Annotated in this window: 14 protein-coding genes, 1 pseudogene and 1 riboswitch; of the genes and pseudogenes, 9 read left to right on the forward strand and 6 right to left on the reverse strand. The window is 70.4% G+C overall.

What is annotated here, in order from left to right:
- Positions 1 to 81: 81 nt before the first annotated feature.
- The 4 genes from AB0N16_RS09790 (at position 82) to AB0N16_RS09805 (ending at position 5,652) form a co-directional block, all read left to right on the forward strand.
- On the forward strand, positions 82 to 1,473 hold the full coding sequence (locus tag AB0N16_RS09790) for a sensor domain-containing protein (protein ID WP_365794837.1): 1,392 nt from the start codon (positions 82 to 84) through the stop codon (positions 1,471 to 1,473).
- Positions 1,474 to 1,762: 289 nt separating this feature from the next.
- Positions 1,763 to 2,470, forward strand: coding sequence for a response regulator transcription factor (locus AB0N16_RS09795; protein ID WP_365794839.1), 708 nt, complete (start codon positions 1,763 to 1,765; stop codon positions 2,468 to 2,470).
- A gap of 199 nt (positions 2,471 to 2,669) precedes the next feature.
- A complete protein-coding gene (locus AB0N16_RS09800) occupies positions 2,670 to 4,598 on the forward strand; it encodes a 2-oxoacid:acceptor oxidoreductase subunit alpha (RefSeq protein ID WP_365794841.1) in 1,929 nt (642 codons plus the stop codon).
- The gene (locus AB0N16_RS09805; protein ID WP_365794843.1) at positions 4,591 to 5,652 is read left to right on the forward strand and encodes a 2-oxoacid:ferredoxin oxidoreductase subunit beta; all 1,062 of its coding nucleotides are present in this window, start codon (positions 4,591 to 4,593) and stop codon (positions 5,650 to 5,652) included. The genes AB0N16_RS09800 and AB0N16_RS09805 overlap by 8 nt, the downstream gene beginning before the upstream one ends.
- Before the next feature lie 61 nt (positions 5,653 to 5,713).
- On the opposite strand, the gene AB0N16_RS09810 is transcribed toward AB0N16_RS09805, so the two are convergent.
- The gene (locus AB0N16_RS09810; RefSeq protein WP_351748143.1) at positions 5,714 to 6,052 is read right to left on the reverse strand and encodes a helix-turn-helix domain-containing protein; all 339 of its coding nucleotides are present in this window, start codon (positions 6,050 to 6,052) and stop codon (positions 5,714 to 5,716) included.
- Positions 6,053 to 6,225: 173 nt separating this feature from the next.
- Here AB0N16_RS09810 and AB0N16_RS09815 point away from each other — a divergent pair, with 173 nt between their 5' ends.
- From AB0N16_RS09815 to AB0N16_RS09825, 3 genes and pseudogenes are all read left to right on the forward strand, one after another.
- Positions 6,226 to 7,077 (forward strand): SDR family oxidoreductase, encoded by an 852-nt coding sequence (locus AB0N16_RS09815; protein ID WP_365794845.1) that lies wholly within the window; start codon positions 6,226 to 6,228, stop codon positions 7,075 to 7,077.
- A 173-nt stretch (positions 7,078 to 7,250) separates the two neighbouring features.
- A pseudogene (locus AB0N16_RS09820) lies at positions 7,251 to 7,585 on the forward strand (EamA family transporter RarD); the annotation flags it as partial.
- Between the two features lie 31 nt (positions 7,586 to 7,616).
- On the forward strand, positions 7,617 to 8,081 hold the full coding sequence (locus AB0N16_RS09825; protein ID WP_365794847.1) for a VOC family protein: 465 nt from the start codon (positions 7,617 to 7,619) through the stop codon (positions 8,079 to 8,081).
- Positions 8,082 to 8,120: 39 nt separating this feature from the next.
- On the opposite strand, the gene AB0N16_RS09830 is transcribed toward AB0N16_RS09825, so the two are convergent.
- On the reverse strand, positions 8,121 to 9,440 hold the full coding sequence (locus tag AB0N16_RS09830; RefSeq protein WP_365794849.1) for a tetratricopeptide repeat protein: 1,320 nt from the start codon (positions 9,438 to 9,440) through the stop codon (positions 8,121 to 8,123).
- Positions 9,441 to 9,676: 236 nt separating this feature from the next.
- On the opposite strand from AB0N16_RS09830, the gene AB0N16_RS09835 reads away from it, so the two are divergent.
- Complete coding sequence (locus AB0N16_RS09835) at positions 9,677 to 10,282, forward strand: NAD(P)H-dependent oxidoreductase (protein WP_365794851.1); 606 nt, start codon at positions 9,677 to 9,679, stop codon at positions 10,280 to 10,282.
- Here the strand turns inward: AB0N16_RS09835 and AB0N16_RS09840 are convergent.
- The 4 genes from AB0N16_RS09840 to AB0N16_RS09855 all read right to left on the reverse strand — a co-directional run bounded on the left by AB0N16_RS09840 (position 10,272) and on the right by AB0N16_RS09855 (position 15,335).
- Positions 10,272 to 11,165, reverse strand: a complete 894-nt coding sequence (locus AB0N16_RS09840; protein ID WP_365794853.1) for an ABC transporter permease — start codon at positions 11,163 to 11,165, stop codon at positions 10,272 to 10,274. The two genes, AB0N16_RS09835 and AB0N16_RS09840, sit on opposite strands and share 11 nt — an antisense overlap.
- Positions 11,152 to 12,177, reverse strand: coding sequence for an ABC transporter ATP-binding protein (locus AB0N16_RS09845; RefSeq protein ID WP_365794855.1), 1,026 nt, complete (start codon positions 12,175 to 12,177; stop codon positions 11,152 to 11,154). Before AB0N16_RS09845 ends, AB0N16_RS09840 begins: the two co-directional genes overlap by 14 nt.
- Before the next feature lie 55 nt (positions 12,178 to 12,232).
- Positions 12,233 to 13,471: a DUF2092 domain-containing protein gene (locus AB0N16_RS09850; protein WP_365794857.1), complete on the reverse strand. Its 1,239-nt coding sequence runs from the start codon at positions 13,469 to 13,471 to the stop codon at positions 12,233 to 12,235.
- Positions 13,472 to 14,327: 856 nt separating this feature from the next.
- Positions 14,328 to 15,335 carry a polyprenyl synthetase family protein gene (locus AB0N16_RS09855; RefSeq protein ID WP_365794859.1) on the reverse strand — a complete coding sequence of 336 codons (1,008 nt, stop codon included), beginning with the start codon at positions 15,333 to 15,335 and terminating at the stop codon, positions 14,328 to 14,330.
- Positions 15,336 to 16,880: 1,545 nt separating this feature from the next.
- Positions 16,881 to 17,076: riboswitch (cyclic di-AMP (ydaO/yuaA leader) on the forward strand.
- A gap of 5 nt (positions 17,077 to 17,081) precedes the next feature.
- On the opposite strand from AB0N16_RS09855, the gene AB0N16_RS09860 reads away from it, so the two are divergent.
- The gene (locus AB0N16_RS09860; RefSeq protein WP_365794861.1) at positions 17,082 to 17,570 is read left to right on the forward strand and encodes a transglycosylase SLT domain-containing protein; all 489 of its coding nucleotides are present in this window, start codon (positions 17,082 to 17,084) and stop codon (positions 17,568 to 17,570) included.
- Positions 17,571 to 17,579: the final 9 nt, after the last annotated feature.

Genomic DNA, 17,579 nt, shown 5'->3' on the forward strand with positions numbered 1-17,579 from the left:
TGGAGGTACGACAGGGACAGGCCTGACGGGACGAGCTGGCACGGCTGGAACAGACAGCACAGGACGGACGGGACGGCACCGATGGCCACGGAGTACGGGCACGGGCACGGATACGGATACGGGCAGGACGACGGGTACGGGTACGGCTATGGGCAGGGCCACGGATACGGCCACGGCCCGTACGGTGAGCGTCGGCATCGGGTGCCGGCCGTGCTGCGCGCGCCGTTCGAGGCGCGCAGCTGGCGTGAGTTCGCCTATGTGCTGCTGGGCCTTCCGATCGGCGTCACGCTGTTCGTGTGGACCGTGACGATGGTGTCCCTCGGTGTCGGTCTGCTGGTCACCTTCATCGGCATTCCCCTGCTGGCCGCGGCCCTCGCCGGCTGCCGGGGCTTCGGGGCGCTGGAACGGGGGCGGGCGCGCGGGCTGCTGCGCCTGGAGGTGGCCGATCCGGAACCGTTGCGGATGCGTAAGCCCGGGGTGATGGCTTGGATCGGCGCGGTACTGAAGAGCGGCACGTCCTGGCGCCATCTGCTGTACGCGGTCCTCCAGTTCCCCTGGTCGATGTTCTCCTTCGTCGTCGCGCTCAACTTCTGGGCGTACGGCTGGGCCCTGCTGACGTATCCGCTGTGGTTCTGGGTCTTCCCGATGTACGCCGGGCAGGGCGGTCTTCAGCTGTACGGCGACGCGCATCACAGCATCTACCTCGACAACCCGTTCGAGATCACCATGACCGCGCTGGTGGGGCTGCTCTTCACGCTGGCCACGCCGTGGATCGTACGGGCGCTGACGCTGGTGGACCGGCTGATGGTGCGCGGGCTGCTCGGGCCCTCGGAGCTCGCGTCGCGGGTGGTGGAGCTGGAGTCCGACCGGGGGGTGGTCGTCGACACGGCCGCGGCGGACCTGCGGCGCATCGAGCGGGACCTGCACGACGGGGCGCAGGCCCGGCTGGTGGCGCTGGCCATGGATCTGGGGCTGGCGAAGGAGAAGCTGCGGGAGGATCCGCAGGTCGCGGCGCGGATGGTGGACGAGGCGCACGGTGAGGTGAAGACCGCGCTGCAGGAGTTGCGGGACCTGGCCCGGGGGATCCATCCCGCGGTGCTCACCGACCGGGGACTGGACGCGGCGCTGTCGGCGGTGGCCTCGCGGTGCACGGTGCCGGTGCGGGTGGAGGTCGACCTGGCGGAGCGGCCGGCGGCGGCGATCGAGGGGATCGCGTACTTCACGGTGTCCGAGTTGCTGCAGAACATCAGCAAGCACGCGCGGGCGAGCGCGGCTGCGGTGGATGTGTGGCGGAGCGAGGACCGGTTGATGTTGCAGGTCACGGACGACGGGGTGGGAGGTGCGGACACGGCGAAGGGGTCGGGGCTGGCGGGGCTGGCCGAGCGGCTGGACGCGGTCGACGGCATCGTGGTGGTGGACTCGCCGGTGGGCGGGCCCACGCGGGTGACGGCGGAGCTGCCCTGGCGGAGCTGAGGCCGCGGATCTCCGCCCCCCGCCGCCCCTACCCGTTCCCTCACCAGGGGGCTCGGCCCCCTTCGACCCCGGCACCCAGGGGCTGCCCCCAGCCCCCGCATCGGCCTGAACGGCCTCGTCGTCCGGGCGGGCGGGGCAGCGGGCTCGGACCGCCTTCTTTCCGCGTGCCGGGCGGGCTGGTAGGGGGTTGCCCGGGGGGCGGGCGGGCTGAATTTGGTTCGTCTCCTCTCAAGACCGCGCCGCGCTCCGATGCGAATGCTGGAATGCTGGTCTTTCGGAGAGGGCAGGCATGTGTGCCGGACGGGGCGCGGGGGGCCGGAAGATCGTGGAGGACAGGGTGCGGGTGGTCATCGCCGAGGATTCCGTGTTGCTCAGAGAGGGGCTGACCCGGCTGTTGACCGACCGCGGACATGACGTCGTCGCGGGCGTCGGCGACGCGGAGGCGCTGGTCAAGACCATCGCCGATCTCGACGCGCAGGGGGCGCTGCCGGACGTGGTGGTGGCGGACGTACGGATGCCGCCGACGCACACCGACGAGGGGGTGCGCGCCGCCGTACAGCTGCGGAAGGCGCATCCGCAGCTCGGGGTGCTGGTGCTGTCGCAGTACGTGGAGGAGCGCTACGCCACCGAACTGCTGGCCGGTTCCAGCCGGGGCGTGGGCTATCTGCTCAAAGACCGGGTCGCCGAGGTACGGGAGTTCGTGGACGCGGTCGTGCGGGTCGCCGAGGGCGGTACCGCGCTCGATCCCGAGGTGGTCGCGCAGCTGCTCGGACGCAGCCGTAAGCAGGACGTGCTGGCCGGGCTGACCCCGCGCGAGCGGGAGGTGCTGGGGCTGATGGCCGAGGGGCGGACGAACTCGGCGATCGCCCGGCAGCTGGTCGTGAGCGACGGAGCCGTCGAGAAGCACGTCAGCAACATCTTCCTCAAGCTGGGTCTCTCCCAGAGCGACGGGGACCACCGACGGGTTCTGGCCGTTCTGACCTATCTGAACTCCTGACGGGCCGACACCGTGTCGGAGCCGGAAGGTAGCCAGGGGGAGAGAAAATCATGACAAGTCAGGGCGACAGGTCGTCTCAAAACGCCGTCCATCATGTGAGCGGGCACGGGAAGGCGACCCTAACCGACGTAGGGTTGATTGCGGGATGGTCCGTGGGACGACCCCGCCCGGACAGCCGCCTCGAAGGAGGTCCAGTTCAGTGACCAGCCAGGTCAGCAGGACAACGGAACAGGCCGACGGAACCGTCGTGGGAGAACAGCGCAGGCCGGGCGGTGTGAAGGCCGTCCGGCGCCTCGATCGGGTGATCATCCGGTTCGCGGGGGACTCGGGTGACGGTATGCAGCTCACCGGTGACCGGTTCACGTCGGAGACCGCGTCCTTCGGCAACGATCTCTCGACCCTCCCCAATTTCCCCGCCGAGATCCGCGCCCCGGCAGGCACCCTGCCCGGGGTCTCCTCATTCCAGTTGCACTTCGCCGACCACGACATCCTCACCCCCGGGGACGCGCCGAACGTGCTGGTCGCGATGAACCCGGCCGCGCTGAAAGCCAATATCGGGGACCTGCCACGCGGCGCGGAGATCATCGTCAACACGGACGAGTTCACCAAACGGGCGATGCAGAAGATCGGCTACGACGCCTCCCCACTGGAGGACGGCTCACTGGACGGCTACAGCCTCCATCCGGTGCCGCTGACCACCCTGACGGTGGAAGCCCTCAAAGAATTCGACCTCACCCGCAAAGAGGCCGAGCGCAGCAAGAACATGTTCGCGCTCGGCCTCTTGTCATGGATGTACCACCGGCCCACCGAGGGCACGGAACGGTTCCTCAAGCAGAAGTTCGCCCGCAAACCCGAGGTCATGAACGCCAACCTGGCGGCCTTCCGCGCGGGCTGGAACTTCGGGGAGACGACCGAGGACTTCGCGGTCTCCTACGAGATCGCCCCGGCGACCACCGCGTTCCCGGTGGGCACCTACCGCAACATCTCCGGGAACCTGGCCCTGGCCTACGGCCTGGTCACCGCCTCCCGCCAGGCCGACCTGCCGCTCTTCCTCGGCTCGTACCCGATCACCCCGGCCTCCGACATCCTTCACGAACTGTCCAAGCACAAGAACTTCGGTGTACGGACCTTCCAGGCCGAGGACGAGATCGCCGGGATCGGCGCGGCACTCGGCGCGGCCTTCGGCGGCTCGCTCGCCGTCACCACCACCTCCGGCCCGGGTGTGGCGCTGAAGGCGGAGACGGTGGGGCTCGCGGTGTCGCTGGAGCTGCCGCTGCTCGTCGTCGACATCCAGCGCGGCGGCCCGTCCACCGGGTTGCCGACCAAGACCGAGCAGGCCGACCTGCTCCAGGCGATGTACGGCCGCAACGGCGAGGCCCCGGTGCCCGTGATCGCCCCCCGAACCCCGGCCGACTGCTTCGACGCGGCACTGGAGGCGGCCCGGATCGCGCTGACGTACAGAACGCCGGTGATGCTTCTGTCCGACGGCTACCTGGCCAACGGCAGCGAGCCCTGGCGCATCCCGGAGCTGGAGGAACTCCCCGACCTGCGCGTCCAGTTCGCCCAGGGCCCCAACCACACCCTCGACGACGGCACCGAGGTCTTCTGGCCGTACAAACGCGACCCGCAGACACTCGCCCGCCCGTGGGCGATCCCCGGCACGCCCGGTCTCGAACACCGTATCGGCGGCATCGAGAAGCAGGACGGCACGGGCAACATCTCCTACGACCCCGCCAACCACGACTTCATGGTCCGTACCCGGCAAGCCAAGATCGACGGCATCGACGTACCGGACATCGAGGTCGACGACCCGGACGGCGCGCGCACCCTGGTCCTGGGCTGGGGCTCGACCTACGGGCCGATCACGGCCGCGGTACGGCGGCTGCGCCGGGCCGGCGAGGCGATCGCGCAGGCGCACCTGCGCCACCTCAACCCCTTCCCCCGCAACCTGGGTGCGGTCCTGGGGCGGTACGACAAGGTGGTGATCCCCGAGATGAACCTCGGTCAGCTCGCCACCCTCATCCGGGCGAAGTACCTCGTGGACGCGCATTCGTACAACCAGGTCAACGGCATGCCGTTCAAGGCCGAGCAACTCGCCGAGGCGCTCAAGGAGGCCATCCATGACTGACACCGCCGACGGACTGCTCCAGCTCGTCCCCAAGGCCGCGGCCAAGCAGTCCATGAAGGACTTCAAGTCCGACCAGGAGGTGCGCTGGTGCCCGGGCTGCGGTGACTACGCGATCCTGGCCGCCGTGCAGGGGTTCATGCCGGAACTCGGGCTGGCGAAGGAGAACATCGTCTTCGTCTCCGGCATCGGCTGCTCCTCCCGCTTCCCGTACTACATGAACACCTACGGGATGCACTCCATCCACGGCCGCGCCCCCGCCATCGCCACCGGGCTGGCCACCTCCCGCCGGGACCTGAGCGTCTGGGTCGTCACCGGCGACGGCGACGCCCTCTCCATCGGCGGCAACCACCTCATCCACGCCCTGCGCCGCAACGTCAACCTGAAGATCCTTCTCTTCAACAACCGGATCTACGGGTTGACGAAGGGCCAGTACTCACCGACTTCCGAAGTCGGGAAAATCACCAAGTCGACACCGATGGGCTCCCTGGACGCCCCCTTCAACCCGGTGTCCCTGGCGATCGGCGCCGAGGCGTCCTTCGTGGCCCGCACCATCGACTCCGACCGCAAGCACCTCACCGACGTACTGCGCCAGGCCGCCGCCCACCCCGGCACGGCCCTGATCGAGATCTACCAGAACTGCAACATCTTCAACGACGGCGCCTTCGACGCCCTCAAGGACAAGCAGTCCGCCGAGGAAGCGGTGATCCGCCTGGAGCACGGACAGCCCATCCGCTTCGGCACCGACGGCGCGCGCGGGGTCGTACGCGACCGGCACACCGGTGATCTGACAGTGGTCGACGTGACCCCGGACAACGAGTCCGAGATCCTCGTTCACGACGCCCACTCCCCCTCCCCCACCACGGCCTTCGCCCTCTCCCGGCTGGCCGATCCGGACACCCTGCGCCACACGCCCATCGGCGTGCTCCGCTCGGTGGAACGGCCCGTCTACGACGTCCAGATGTCCGAGCAGCTGGACACGGCGGTGGAGCAGCACGGCAAGGGCGACCTGGGGGCGCTGCTGGCCGGCGGCGACACCTGGACGGTCGTCGGCTGACTCTCCTCGAGCAGGAGGTGCGAGCGGGGTCCGGACACCGTGTCCGGGCCCCGCTTCGCGTTCAGGCGCGCTTCGCCTCGTCGTACGCCTCCCGGGCCCGGGTCACGTCCGCCATCCGCCGCTCGGTCCACAGCGCCAGGTCCCGTACCTGCCGGGCCGCCTCGCGGCCGAGGTCGGTGAGGGAGTAGTCGACCCGGGGCGGGATGACGGGCTTGGCGTCCCGGTGGACCAGGCCGTCCCGTTCCAGGGTCTGGAGGGTCTGAGTAAGCATCTTCTCGCTGACCCGGCCGATGGCGCGGCGCAGTTCGCTGAAGCGGTGGGGGCGGTCGAGGAGCTCGATCAGGACCAGGACGCCCCAACGGCTGGTGACGTGCTCCAGTACCAGACGGTACGGGCACATCGCCTCGCCGACGACGTACTTGGCGGCCCTTGCGGCGGGCCCGTCGGGACGGTTCTCGACTGCGGGGGTACTTACGGCCATGCCAGTACCTTACCTCAAAGTGGGTACTTTCTTTTGGTTAGCGCACCTCCTAGGGTTAGTGACATCGGAACCCCACAAGGAGATCGCAGACCATGAGCATCGTTGTCACCGGAGCCACCGGACACCTCGGCCGTCACGTCGTGACGCAGCTGCTCGAGAAGGTCCCGGCCGAGCAGATCACCGCCGTCGTCCGCGACAAGGCCAAGGCCGCCGACTTCGCCGCCCGGGGCGTCAACATCGCCGTCGCCGACTACAACTCCCCCGAGACCTTCGGCGGCCTCTTCGCCGCCGGCGACAAGGTGCTGCTGATCTCGGGCAACGAGTTCGACAAGGGCCGCCCGCAGCAGCACAAGGTCGTCATCGACGCGGCCAAGGCGGCCGGCGTGGCCCTGCTCGCGTACACCAGCGCCCCGGCCAGCCTGAAGGCGTCGCTGGTGGACGACCACCGCGCCACCGAGGAGCTGCTGCTCGCCTCCGGCCTGCCCTACACCCTGCTGCGCAACGGCTGGTACCACGAGAACTACACCGAGAACCTCGCCCCGGTACTGGAGCACAACGCCGTCGTCGCGGCCGCGGGCGAGGGCAGGGTCTCCTCGGCCTCCCGCGCGGACTACGCGGCCGCCGCCGTCGCCGTGCTGACCGGCGAGGGCCACGAGAACCAGACGTACGAGCTGGGCGGCGACGTCGCCTGGAGCTTCGACGAGTACGCCGCGGAGATCGCGCGGCAGACCGGCAAGGAGATCGCCTACAACTCCGTGCCCGGCGAGGTGCTCCAGTCCATCCTCACCGGCGCCGGCGTGCCGGAGGCGTTCGCCACCATCCTGGTCGGCGTCGACGCGTCGATCGCCAAGGGCGAGCTGGTCGTCGACTCCGGCGACCTCTCCCGCCTGACCGGCCGCCCGACCTCCCCGATCTCCGAGGCCGTCGCGGCCGCGCTGAAGTAGACCCGCTGAAGTAGACCCTGAGCCAGGCAGGCCCTGAGCCAGGCAGGCCCCGAGAAGCCCGGAGGTGCGGGAGCTCGGGGAGGCCCGGGAGCTCGGGGAGACCCACGCCCGGTCTGTCATGACCGTATGCCGATACGGCCATGACAGACGGGAGTGCTCGACGCTTCGTCAACGACGGTGCCGGGCACGCCGCCCTGCTGGCCTCCACCGGCATCGTCACCGCGCTCCCGCTGGTCTGCTTCGGCACCGCCGCGATCCGCGTCCCGCTCTCCACGCTCGGTCTGCTGTAGTACCTGGCGCCGGTCTTCCAGTTCCTGCTCGGCATCCTCTACTTCCACGAGGCGATGCCCGCGGAGCGCGTGGCCGGCTTCGCCCTGGTCTGGGTCGCCTCACCCTGCTCACCTGGGACGCCCTGCGCACCGCCCGCCGGTCCGCGGGGGCGCTCGCGGCGGCGGCCGTATCCCGGCCGGTGACGACGGCCGCGGAGACTCCCAGAAGTCAGGTGTGAGGCCGACGGCCGTCGGCTATAAGTGGGCGGCATGACGCAGACGCCCGCACCCCTGCACTGGAAACTCGTCGTCGACGCTCGCGACCCGCACGCACAGGCCGACTTCTGGGCCGCCGCACTGCACTATGTGGCCGAGGACAACAGCGCGTTCGTCGAACGCCTGCTGGAGCTGGGCGCGCTGCACGGCGCGGCGACCGTGGAGTACCACGGGCGTGCCGCCTTCCGTGACCTGATCGCCGTACGGCATCCGGACGACCCGTTCGACCAGGAGCGCGGGACCGGGCTGGGGCGGCGGCTGTTGTTCCAGCGGGTGCCGGAAGGAAAGTCCGGCAAAAACCGGCTTCACATGGACCTGCACGCCGAGGCGGGCGAGCGGGCGGACGAGGTGGCGCGGCTGGAAGGGCTGGGCGCGACGGTGGTGCGGCATGTGTCCGAGCCGGCCGGGGAGTGGACGGTGATGGCCGACCCGGAGGGAAACGAGTTCTGCGTGCAGTGACCGACCGACTGGCCGACCCGCCCGCCGGCCGGCCGACGTTCAGGCGTTCCCGGCCGCGCGGCGGGCGCGTTCGGTGAGGCGGCCCATCCGGGCCCGGGCGGATTCCAGTTCCTCCGGGTCGTCGGCGGCCGGGCCGCCCTCCGTGGTGAGCTGCGCCCACAGGTCGATCAGGTCGCGGCCGAGGCGCAGCCCGTGCTCCGGGTCGCGCACCGCACGCCAGGCGGTGGCCGCGCTCCGCACGTTCCCGTACGCCCCCTCGGCGTCCCGGGCCTGCCGGTGCTGCCGGGCCAGGTCGAGGGAGAGGTGGAAGGCGCGCAGCGGATCGCCCGACAGGTAGGCGATGTAGGCGGTCAGCTCGCGCAGGTGCAGCACCTCGGTGTGACCGTCACCGAGGGTCGCGGAGGCGTCGGCGACGGTGCGCTCCGCGAGCTCGGCCGCCACTTCGATACGGCCCGCCCGGACGGCCTCGTTGATCCGCGACACCGGCTCGGTGAGCAGCGCGGCCCCCTCCGCGGTCACGGTCACGGGCTCGTCCCCGAGCACCTCCTCGGCGACGGCGTCGAAACCGCGGGCCGGGGTGTGCCTGGGGTCGGGGTCGAAGACACCGGCGGACCCGAGTTCCAGGAGGGGTTCTATGAGGGGCTCTACGCGGGATTCGGCACGAGGGTCGGTCCGGGGCGCCGCCGGCTGAGGCCAGGTGACGGGCTGAGCGGGTACGACGGCGGGGGCGGCCGCAACGGTGGGGGCGGTTCCGCCCATGACGGGCGGCGGGCCGAACACCCCGGTCGGCGGCTGGACCGTGCCCGGCGCCGACGGTGCCGCGACCGGCGGCTCGGCGACCGCCCGTAGCGGGAACAGGGGGGCCGTTTCCGTAACCGCCACGTCCGCAATCGCCGCCTCCGCGACCGCGGCCTTCGCGCCCGGGGTGACCGCGGTCGCGGCCTTCGCGCCCGGCGTGACCGCGGTCGGCGGTTCGTCGACGGCGTGCAGGAGGTGCGTCGGCCGGTCCCGGCCGGGCTGCTGTGCCGATCCCGGGGGAACGGGCGCGTTCGGCGTACCGGGCACGGCCATCCGTACCGGGTCGCCGGTGAAGCTGCTGGAGCCGTCCAGGTTTACCTGGAGGCGGACGACATAGCCGATGCGGCTGTCGTGAACGGTGGCGAGGACAGGAAGGCCGGTGGCGTGCGCGAGGTGCTGGAGGTGGTTGAGGACCGCCTGCTGGGGCTCCTCACCGGGCGCGGGGAACAGCGGTACGCCGTCCACGGTCGCGGCGCCGCCCGTCACGCGGACCTCGACCGGTTGCGCCGGCCGGTCGGTCTGCTGAGCTTCCCGCTTCGTCTCGCGGCTGAGTCGGGACATCGGCCCTCATTCCCCCGGCGTCACCGTCCGGTCGTACCCGTGCGTACGGTCAAGTCTGGCCGCTCCCCTCGGCCCACGCGTCACCGCGACGTCACAGCCTCGCATCAGGAAGGGGGCCATCCGGTGTTCCGGTGCTCTGCCTGTCGGCCTGGCGGGCGCCCCCTGGCCAATTTAAATGCGCACACATAAGATGCAGGCACCGTTATTCATCGCACGCCGCTCACCTGGGGGATCTCGTGACTCGCCGTTTCCTGTTCGTGCTGGGCAGTTCCCGTCTCGACGGCAACACCGAACTGCTGGCACGCCGAGCCGCCGAACAGCTGCCCGAGGACGTCGAACAGCGGTGGATCAGCCTGGCCGACCATCCACTGCCGGACTTCGTGGATCGGCGACGCGACGCCGACCATGTGCGGGCGCCCTCCGACACCAACACCGGGCTGCTGCTCGACGCGACGCTCGCCGCGACCGACATCGTGATCGTCTCGCCGGTGTACTGGTACTCGGTCTCCGGCCTCACCAAGCGCTACCTGGACTACTGGTCGGGCTGGCTGCGCACCCCCGGGCTCGACTTCAAGGCGACCCTGGCGGGGCGCACCCTGTGGGGGGTGGCCGTGCTGGCGGACCACGAGCCCTCCGTCGCCGACCCGTACGCCGGCCTGCTCCACAACTCGGCCGCCTACCTGGGCATGCGCTTCGGCGGGGTACTGCTCGGCAACGGCAGCGCGCGAGGGGATGTCCTCAAGGACACCGATGCGCTGGCGCGGGCCAAGGAGTTCTTCGCCGGTGAGGCGCCCCTGGCCCGCTTCGCGGTGGAGGAGGCTGCCCCCGCCGTTACGCCGTGATGTCCTTCGTCGTGAACCGCGCCCAGGCCGCGGACCCGAACACCGCCACGTACAGGGCCTGCAGCTCCAGGTTTCTGACCAGGTCGTCCCAGTAGACGGGGTCGCGCACCAGGTCGGCGAAGGACAGCCAGTAGTGGGAGAAGAAGTAGGGCTGGAGCGCGTGCAGCTGGGGTATCTGGTCGAGGATCTGGACGGTGATCAGCAGGCCGACGGTGGTCGCCATCGCCGCGATGCCGCTGCTGGTCAGCGTGGACACGAACAGGCCCAGCGCCGCTACGCCGGTCAGCGAAGCCGCCACCACCAGGGCGATCAGCAGAGCCCGGCCGAGGCCGTCGGTGAACGAGATCCGGGTACCGGAGATGGTGGTCAGGTCGCCGAGCGGGAAGAGGATCGCGCCGACGGCGAGGGCGGAGGCGGCCACCACCAAAGTGGCCAGCAGACAGAAGGCCATCGTCGTCGCGTACTTGGTGAGCAGCAGCCGGGTGCGGCCCGCCGGGGCGACCAGCAGATAGCGCAGGGTGCCCGCGCTCGCCTCGCCGGCGATCGCGTCCCCGGCCACCACCCCGACGGCCATCGGAAGGAAGAACGGGAGGGTCGCGGCCAGTGCCGTGAACACCAGGAACAGTCCGTTGTTGGTGATCTGCGCGATGAACGCGGGGCCACCCCCTCCGCCACCGCCTCCGCCGACCTGGCCGTCGCCGCCCGTCTCGATCTTGACGGCGACCCCGACCAGGACCGGCACCGCCGCCAGTACGCCGAGGAGCGCGAGGGTGCGCCAGCGCCGGAGGGTGATGGCCAGCTCGCTGCGGAGCAGGCCGAGGGTCCACAGCGGGTTCGGCCGTACGGCCGTTCGTTCCACGACCGCCACGTCAGCCTGCGACATCGAAGCCCTCCCCGGTCAGCGCCACGAACGCGTCCTCCAGCGAGGCCCGTTCGAGTGTGAAGCCGCGTACGCGCACGCCCGCCGCGACGAGCGCCGCGTTGACCTCGGCGAGGTCGCGTTCGGGCGGCTCGCCGGTGACCCGGTCCTCGGCGGTGACGACATCCGGGACGCCCTGTTCCTTGAGTACCCGGGCCGCCTCGCCGGTGTCCGGGGTGGTCACCACGAGCCGGCCGCGGGCCCCGGCCGCCAGGTCGGCCACCGCGCCCTGGGTGATCAGCCGGCCCTGCGCCATCACGGCGGCGTGGGTGCAGACCTGCTCGATCTCGTCGAGGAGGTGGGAGGAGAGGAAGACGGTCGTGCCGTCCCGGGCCAGCTCCCGCACCAGGGAACGGATCTCCCGCATGCCCTGTGGGTCGAGGCCGTTGGTGGGCTCGTCCAGGACCAGCAGCTTGCGCGGCTGGAGCAGTGCGGCGGCCAGCCCCAGGCGCTGCTTCACGCCCAGGGAGTAGGCCTTCGCCTTCTTCGCTGCTGCGGCCGTCAGGCCCACCCGGTCCAGCGCGGCCTCGACGCGGGTGCGCCGGGTGCGCGGGTCGGCGGTCGGGTCGGCGGCGTCGTACCGCAGCAGATTGTCGCGGCCGGAGAGGAATCCGTACAGCGCCGGGCCCTCGATGAGGGCGCCGACCTGGGGCAGTACGGTGCGGGAGGCGTGCGGCATCGGGCGGCCCAGGACGCGGGCGGTGCCGGAGGTGGGGGTGATGAGGCCCATCAGCATGCGGATGGTGGTGGTCTTGCCGGAGCCGTTCGGACCGAGGAAGCCGAAGACGCTGCCCGCCGGGACGGTCAGGTCGAGACCGTCCACGGCGAGCTGTCCGCCGCGGTAGCGCTTGGTGAGGCCGCGGGTGTCGATGACGCTCGCGCGTGCCGGGCCGTCCTGGCCCGGGCCGTCCTGGCCCGGGTCGTCGTCCCGTCCCTGGTCCTCCGACTCCGGCTCCGTGGTGGACGGTTGGTCCATCGGCTCCCTCGATTCGTCGTGCGGCACAGGGTACCGGGGTACCCGTCCGCCCTGGCTACGCCGCGTTCGCCGCCTTCAGCAGCGCCGCCTTGTCCACCGCGCCGACGTACACCTTGCCGTCGTCCGTCATCAGGGCGTTGATCAGCCGGGTGGAGAAGACCGTGCCCTTGCCGAACTTGCCGGAGACCGGGTCGCCGAGCGAGCCGAGGAAGCCGCCGAGGTCACCGCCGCCGGAGGCGGAGTCGGTGGGCAGCCCGTCCTTGCTGCCGGTGTCCAGGACCGCTATGGAGTTCCAGCCCTTGCCGAGGACGTCGAAGCCGTTCTTGCCGAGCTCCTCGGGAGTGTCCTTGCCGGGCGACTTCGTAATCTTGCCGCCCTTGTCACCCTTGTCGGCCCGGTTCGCCTTGTCGAGGCTGTCGCCCTCGGTGACCTTGGCGCCCTTGGGCGGGGTGAAGTCGAAGGTCGAGGCGGCCGGCTGGGCGAAGCTGACCTGGGTGTAGCCGGCGTCGATCACGGCCGCGCCGCCGCTCGACGGGGTGAGCGTGAACTTCAGCGGGGTACCGGTCTTGGCGTCCACCGCGATGCTGATCGCGCCGACCGTCGTCCCGGACTGCTTGGGCTTGATGACGAGCCGGTAGGCGTCCCGGCCGGCCACCTGGGCGGTGCCGTCGACCTTCACCGACGTGGTGTCGTCGACCGACTTGAGGACCTCGTCGGCGAAGTCCTTCGGTGTGGCCGGGGTTTCGTGCTGCTCGGCCTTGCCGGAGTCGGCGGCGGTGGAGTGGTAGACCTCGTTGGACTTGCTGTCGTAGCCCCACACGTCCGTGCCGTTGTGGATGAGGCTGTACTCGGAGCCGCTCTCCAGCAGCGACACCTTCTGCTTCTCGGGGCCGTCGGCGGCCACGCGCAGCGTGTGCGTGCCGGAGGCCAGCTCGGTGAGCTTGGTCGACGGGTCTGCGGACGAGCCGTCGCCGCCCTGGGCCGCGCCGGACATCAGGCCGCTCTCCAGACCGCCGAGGTCGGGCAGGCCGAGGTCGGTGCTGATCTTCACCGTGCCGGACAGCTGCTGCACGTCCGACTTGGCGATCTTGTCGATGAGTTCCTGAGCGGTGATCTTCGGCAGGTCGGGGTCGCCGGAGTCGGCGAGCGCCGGAACCAGCCCGATCGTGGCCGCGGCCACCCCCATGACCGCGACCGGGACGACGTATCGCGCGGCCTTGCGCCGCCGCTCGGCGCGCAGCTCGTCGTCGGCCTGCGCGGCCCCCGTGCTGTCCTCGGTTTCGTACGGTGCCATGTGTGCCTTACCTCCGTCGTCGGCGGCGGCTGTGCTCGCACGTGTTCCCACCCTGAGCCGCCATTCTCACCCGAATCGGTGAGTGGTGGTGATTTCCGTGGTTTCCATCTCACCAAATCAAGGCTTCTCAAGCGTCAGACCCGGGAGCCAACTCGGTGTACGCCTGCGGTATGACACAAGGGTGGAGACGCCTCCTCCGACCCGCAGGGGTCGCGCGGCGAAGGCGCCTCCTGGTCACTTGCTGTCACGTGCCCCTTCACTCAGTGTCGCTGCACGAACACGTAGTCCCCCCGGTAGGGCACGCCGACGACGGCACCCGGGGGTGCAGGAGCCGGCCGGGGCGAAGCCACCGACGATGTTTAGGCGCAGGATCTCCCCGGTGTGCGCGAGCAGACCGTGCTTCGTGCCCGACTGCGTGGCCCTGAGGTCCAGCTCGGGGATGTTGCCGTCGCCGTTCGGCGTCTTGGCCAGGACCGTCCCGGGGACCGGGCTGTCGTCGGGGGCGACCCACTGCGGGGTGCCGGAGCCGGGTGCGACGAAGGAGTGCCGGATGCCGCCGGAGCTGAGCCGGGTTGCGCTGTGGCTGGTGGCGGCGGATGCCGGGACGGCGGCACCGCCGCAGCGGTCACGGTGACCGCTGCGGCGACGAGGCTCCTGCGGCGCGTTGCGTTGATGACCGTGATTGCGCTTTCTCCCCCTGTGTCAGCTGACGCCCCCCGCGTCGGCTTCTGGGGAGGAGTACGGATCGGGTCCTGGATTGGACCCAGTCCAGGAGTGTGACGCGCATCACAAGGAATGCTGCCGGGGTTCGGCCTCCTCCCGGGAAACCGGGTCGGCAGAACAGGCAGCGGGCTAGCTAGCGCGCCCGATGCACCACCGCGTCGCACAGCTCCAGGAGCGCCACCTTCGCGTCGCATTCGGCCAGCGGGGCCAGCGCGGCCCGGGCCTCCTCCGCGTACCGGACCGCGTCCCGGCGTGCCTGCTCCAGCGCCGGATGTGCCCGCAGAGCCGTCAGGGCCTCCGCGTGCCGCGCGTCGTCCGTGAGGTCGGAGTCCAGCAGCTCGCACAGCGCGATGTCCTCGGCCAGCCCCAGCCGCGCCGCCCGCTCCCGCAGCCGAAGCACCGGAAGCGTGGGGATGCCCTCGCGGAGGTCGGTCCCCGGAGTCTTGCCGGACTCGTGGGAGTCGGAGGCGATGTCCAGGACGTCGTCGGCGAGCTGGAAGGCGACACCGAGGCGTTCGCCGTACTGGGTGAGAACGTCCACGACCCTCTCGTCGGCGCCGGACATCATCGCGCCGAAGCGGCAGGAGACCGCCACCAGCGAGCCGGTCTTGCCGCCGAGCACGTCGAGGTAGTGGTCGACCGGGTCACGCCCGTCCGACGGGCCCGCCGTCTCCAGGATCTGGCCCGTCACCAACCGTTCGAACGCGAGGGCCTGGACCCGCACCGCCTCGGGTCCGAGGTCGGCAAGGATCTGCGAGGCGCGGGCGAAGAGGAAGTCACCGGTGAGGACGGCGACCGAGTTGCCCCATCGGGTGTTGGCGCTGTCGACCCCGCGCCGCACGGCCGCCTCGTCCATGACGTCGTCGTGGTACAGCGTGGCGAGGTGGGTCAGCTCGACGACCACGGCCGACGGCACGACGCCCGGCGCGTACGGGTCACCGAACTGCGCGGCCAGCATCACCAGCAGCGGCCGGAACCGCTTCCCGCCGGCCCGCACGAGGTGCTGCGCGGCTTCCGTGATGAACGGGACCTCACTCTTGGTGGCTTCTAGCAAGCCCTCCTCGACAGCCGTCAATCCGGCCTGGACATCGGCTTCCAGAGCCTGGTCCCGCACGCTCAGCCCGAACGGCCCGACGGTCACGAGGGGTCTCCTGTCTGCTGGTGTCCACTGGCGATTACACGGTTTGTCGATAGGTCGCTGCCATCACTCAAGTCAGCGTATCCGGTCAGGTTTCGATCACCGAGGGCGCCCACCGTTACACCCCGGGCGCTATCGGATCACGACCGGTATGTTTTTGATCATCCGATACGACCTGACATCCCATGACTTAACAGGAAGTACCGACTGTTGTCCCGAACCGTGGTGTAAGCCGTGTCCCCGCCCGAGGCGTGAACCGCGTCCCGGACCAGCGCCGTCACCGGGCCCGACGCTGGACCGTCCGGCACACCACCGACCGCGGACGGTCACACCCCCTCCGTCCGACATCACCTGCCCGGAGGTACCCCTTTCGCCGCCCGCCAAAGCCGACGGGGGCATACCGCACCGATCCGCACGCGCACCCCCGTCACTTACGAGATCACGCACGAGGACCTCCGCACACCCTTCGCCGTCCGAACGCGGGCACCCACGCGCGTGTGGCGTCCAGTGACGGACGATCCCACGCACGCCCCCCGCCCCCCACCCGCGCCCCATGGGCCACGGACATGTCTCGACGGACGGGCAGGGCGGGCCCGCGACCGTCGAGCGGCCGACGGCGTGGCCCCTGTGCACCGCGAGCGTGGGCACGGTCGACACCTCTCTGAGACGGCTGCATGTCGCTCCGGACGGCGGCTCTCGCGCCCGAGCCGCTCAAGGCGGTCGCCGTGGCCCGCTCCACGGACGGCCACTGTGACAACGACGCGCGGTGCGGCGGAGGTTCCGCCCCCGCGGTGGACACGCGCGCGTGGACTGCCACCCTGGCCGTCACCCGGTCGGCGAGCCCGCCCCGGTCGGCGAGCCCGCACCCCGCCCTCCGAAGTGACCGGAATCACGTACGCCTGTCGCGTGTGAACTCCCGGCGCACTCCGGGGGCTTGGCCGCCCGATGGCCTTCGAGACGCCCGGGCGGACGAAGCCTCCGGGCGCCCGCCTCCGCACCGCGCATGATCACGGCACGCGCGCGTACCCGGGCCGTACGGAGTTCACTAGGGCGCGCCGGAGAGGCCACACGACCGGATGAACCGGAGGCACAGAACTCGGCGCCGAGCCGGACCCGCCTGGGCCCCACCGGTCCCCCCATCGAGTCGGAATTCCACCGAATAAGGCAATTCGGACAATCTCTTGAATTCCCTGTGACGTAGACCACTTCACCCATCCCCACGAGCACAATCCGCGCGAATGACCCCGAGGCGCTTTTCCACCGATGCCCGGAAAAACGGATTCCGCGAACCCCTATTGTCCGATTCGCCTTAATTGCCATTTTGTGAAGTAGGTCACGCAACCCGGAGTGTCACGACGGCGGCAGGGCCCCCTTTCTCTCCTTTTCTGTGGGCGAGTTGAGGCTTGGCGGCCGCAAAGGATCAAGTGACCCATACGACTCAGATCAAGGTCAATCGGTGTGTTGTGTGAATCAGGCACTTGTTCCGGACATGTGCTCTCGCATACGTTCCCGCTCGCCGGGCGGACGCCGAATCCTGCCGCCGCCCGTCGCGACCCATCGACGAGTCCATTCGCACGGCAGGAGCGGGGAAACCAGGTAAGTCGCCGGACCGGGCGACCGATGTCACCGACGGACGTCGAACCGGAACGGCTAGGGGTGAAGTCGCCTCGCCTTAGGGCGGGGCGGCCGGGCACTCCCCGGGCCCGAACCCGACAGCTCACCTCGCAGGCGACGGAGAGGAACCACGCCATGTCTGCTGCCGCCCAGCACCGCTGTCCCCGCCGTAACCGCATCATCCGCACGCTCGCCATCGCCGGCACCAGCGCCGCCGTTCTCGCCCTCCCGCTCATCGGGGCGACGGCCGCTTCCGCCGCCACCTCCGGCACCTCGACGGCCTCGACGACACTCGCCGGGTACCCGAACAACCTCGACGGCTGGATCCGCGAGTCGCTCGCGATCATGGCCGAGAAGAACATCCCCGGCAGCTACAACGGCATCTACCGCAACGTGATGCGTGAGTCCTCCGGCAACCCGCGGGCCATCAACCTCTGGGACTCCAACGCGGCCGCCGGCATCCCCTCCAAGGGCCTGCTCCAGGTGATCGACCCGACGTTCAAGACGTACCACGTGGACGGCACGTCGTTCGACATCTACGACCCGGTCGCGAACATCACCGCCGCCTGCAACTACGCCGCCGCGCGGTACGGCTCGATGGACAACGTGCACGGCGCGTACTGACCGGCGCCG

The organism is Streptomyces sp. NPDC051105 (genome assembly GCF_040682795.1).
In the GTDB taxonomy this organism is placed as follows: domain Bacteria; phylum Actinomycetota; class Actinomycetes; order Streptomycetales; family Streptomycetaceae; genus Streptomyces.

Excerpts from the sequence above, each read along its gene's own strand:
- AB0N16_RS09790 (WP_365794837.1), top strand. The coding sequence starts at position 82 with ATGGCCACGGAGTACGGGCACGGGCACGGATACGGATACGGGCAGGAC.
- AB0N16_RS09795 (WP_365794839.1), top strand. The coding sequence starts at position 1,763 with ATGTGTGCCGGACGGGGCGCGGGGGGCCGGAAGATCGTGGAGGACAGG.
- AB0N16_RS09805 (WP_365794843.1), top strand. The coding sequence starts at position 4,591 with ATGACTGACACCGCCGACGGACTGCTCCAGCTCGTCCCCAAGGCCGCG.
- AB0N16_RS09810 (WP_351748143.1), bottom strand. The coding sequence starts at position 6,052 with ATGTGCCCGTACCGTCTGGTACTGGAGCACGTCACCAGCCGTTGGGGC.
- AB0N16_RS09815 (WP_365794845.1), top strand. The coding sequence starts at position 6,226 with ATGAGCATCGTTGTCACCGGAGCCACCGGACACCTCGGCCGTCACGTC.
- AB0N16_RS09825 (WP_365794847.1), top strand. The coding sequence starts at position 7,617 with ATGACGCAGACGCCCGCACCCCTGCACTGGAAACTCGTCGTCGACGCT.
- AB0N16_RS09830 (WP_365794849.1), bottom strand. The coding sequence starts at position 9,440 with ATGTCCCGACTCAGCCGCGAGACGAAGCGGGAAGCTCAGCAGACCGAC.
- AB0N16_RS09840 (WP_365794853.1), bottom strand. The coding sequence starts at position 11,165 with ATGTCGCAGGCTGACGTGGCGGTCGTGGAACGAACGGCCGTACGGCCG.
- AB0N16_RS09845 (WP_365794855.1), bottom strand. The coding sequence starts at position 12,177 with ATGGACCAACCGTCCACCACGGAGCCGGAGTCGGAGGACCAGGGACGG.
- AB0N16_RS09850 (WP_365794857.1), bottom strand. The coding sequence starts at position 13,471 with ATGGCACCGTACGAAACCGAGGACAGCACGGGGGCCGCGCAGGCCGAC.
- AB0N16_RS09860 (WP_365794861.1), top strand. The coding sequence starts at position 17,082 with ATGTCTGCTGCCGCCCAGCACCGCTGTCCCCGCCGTAACCGCATCATC.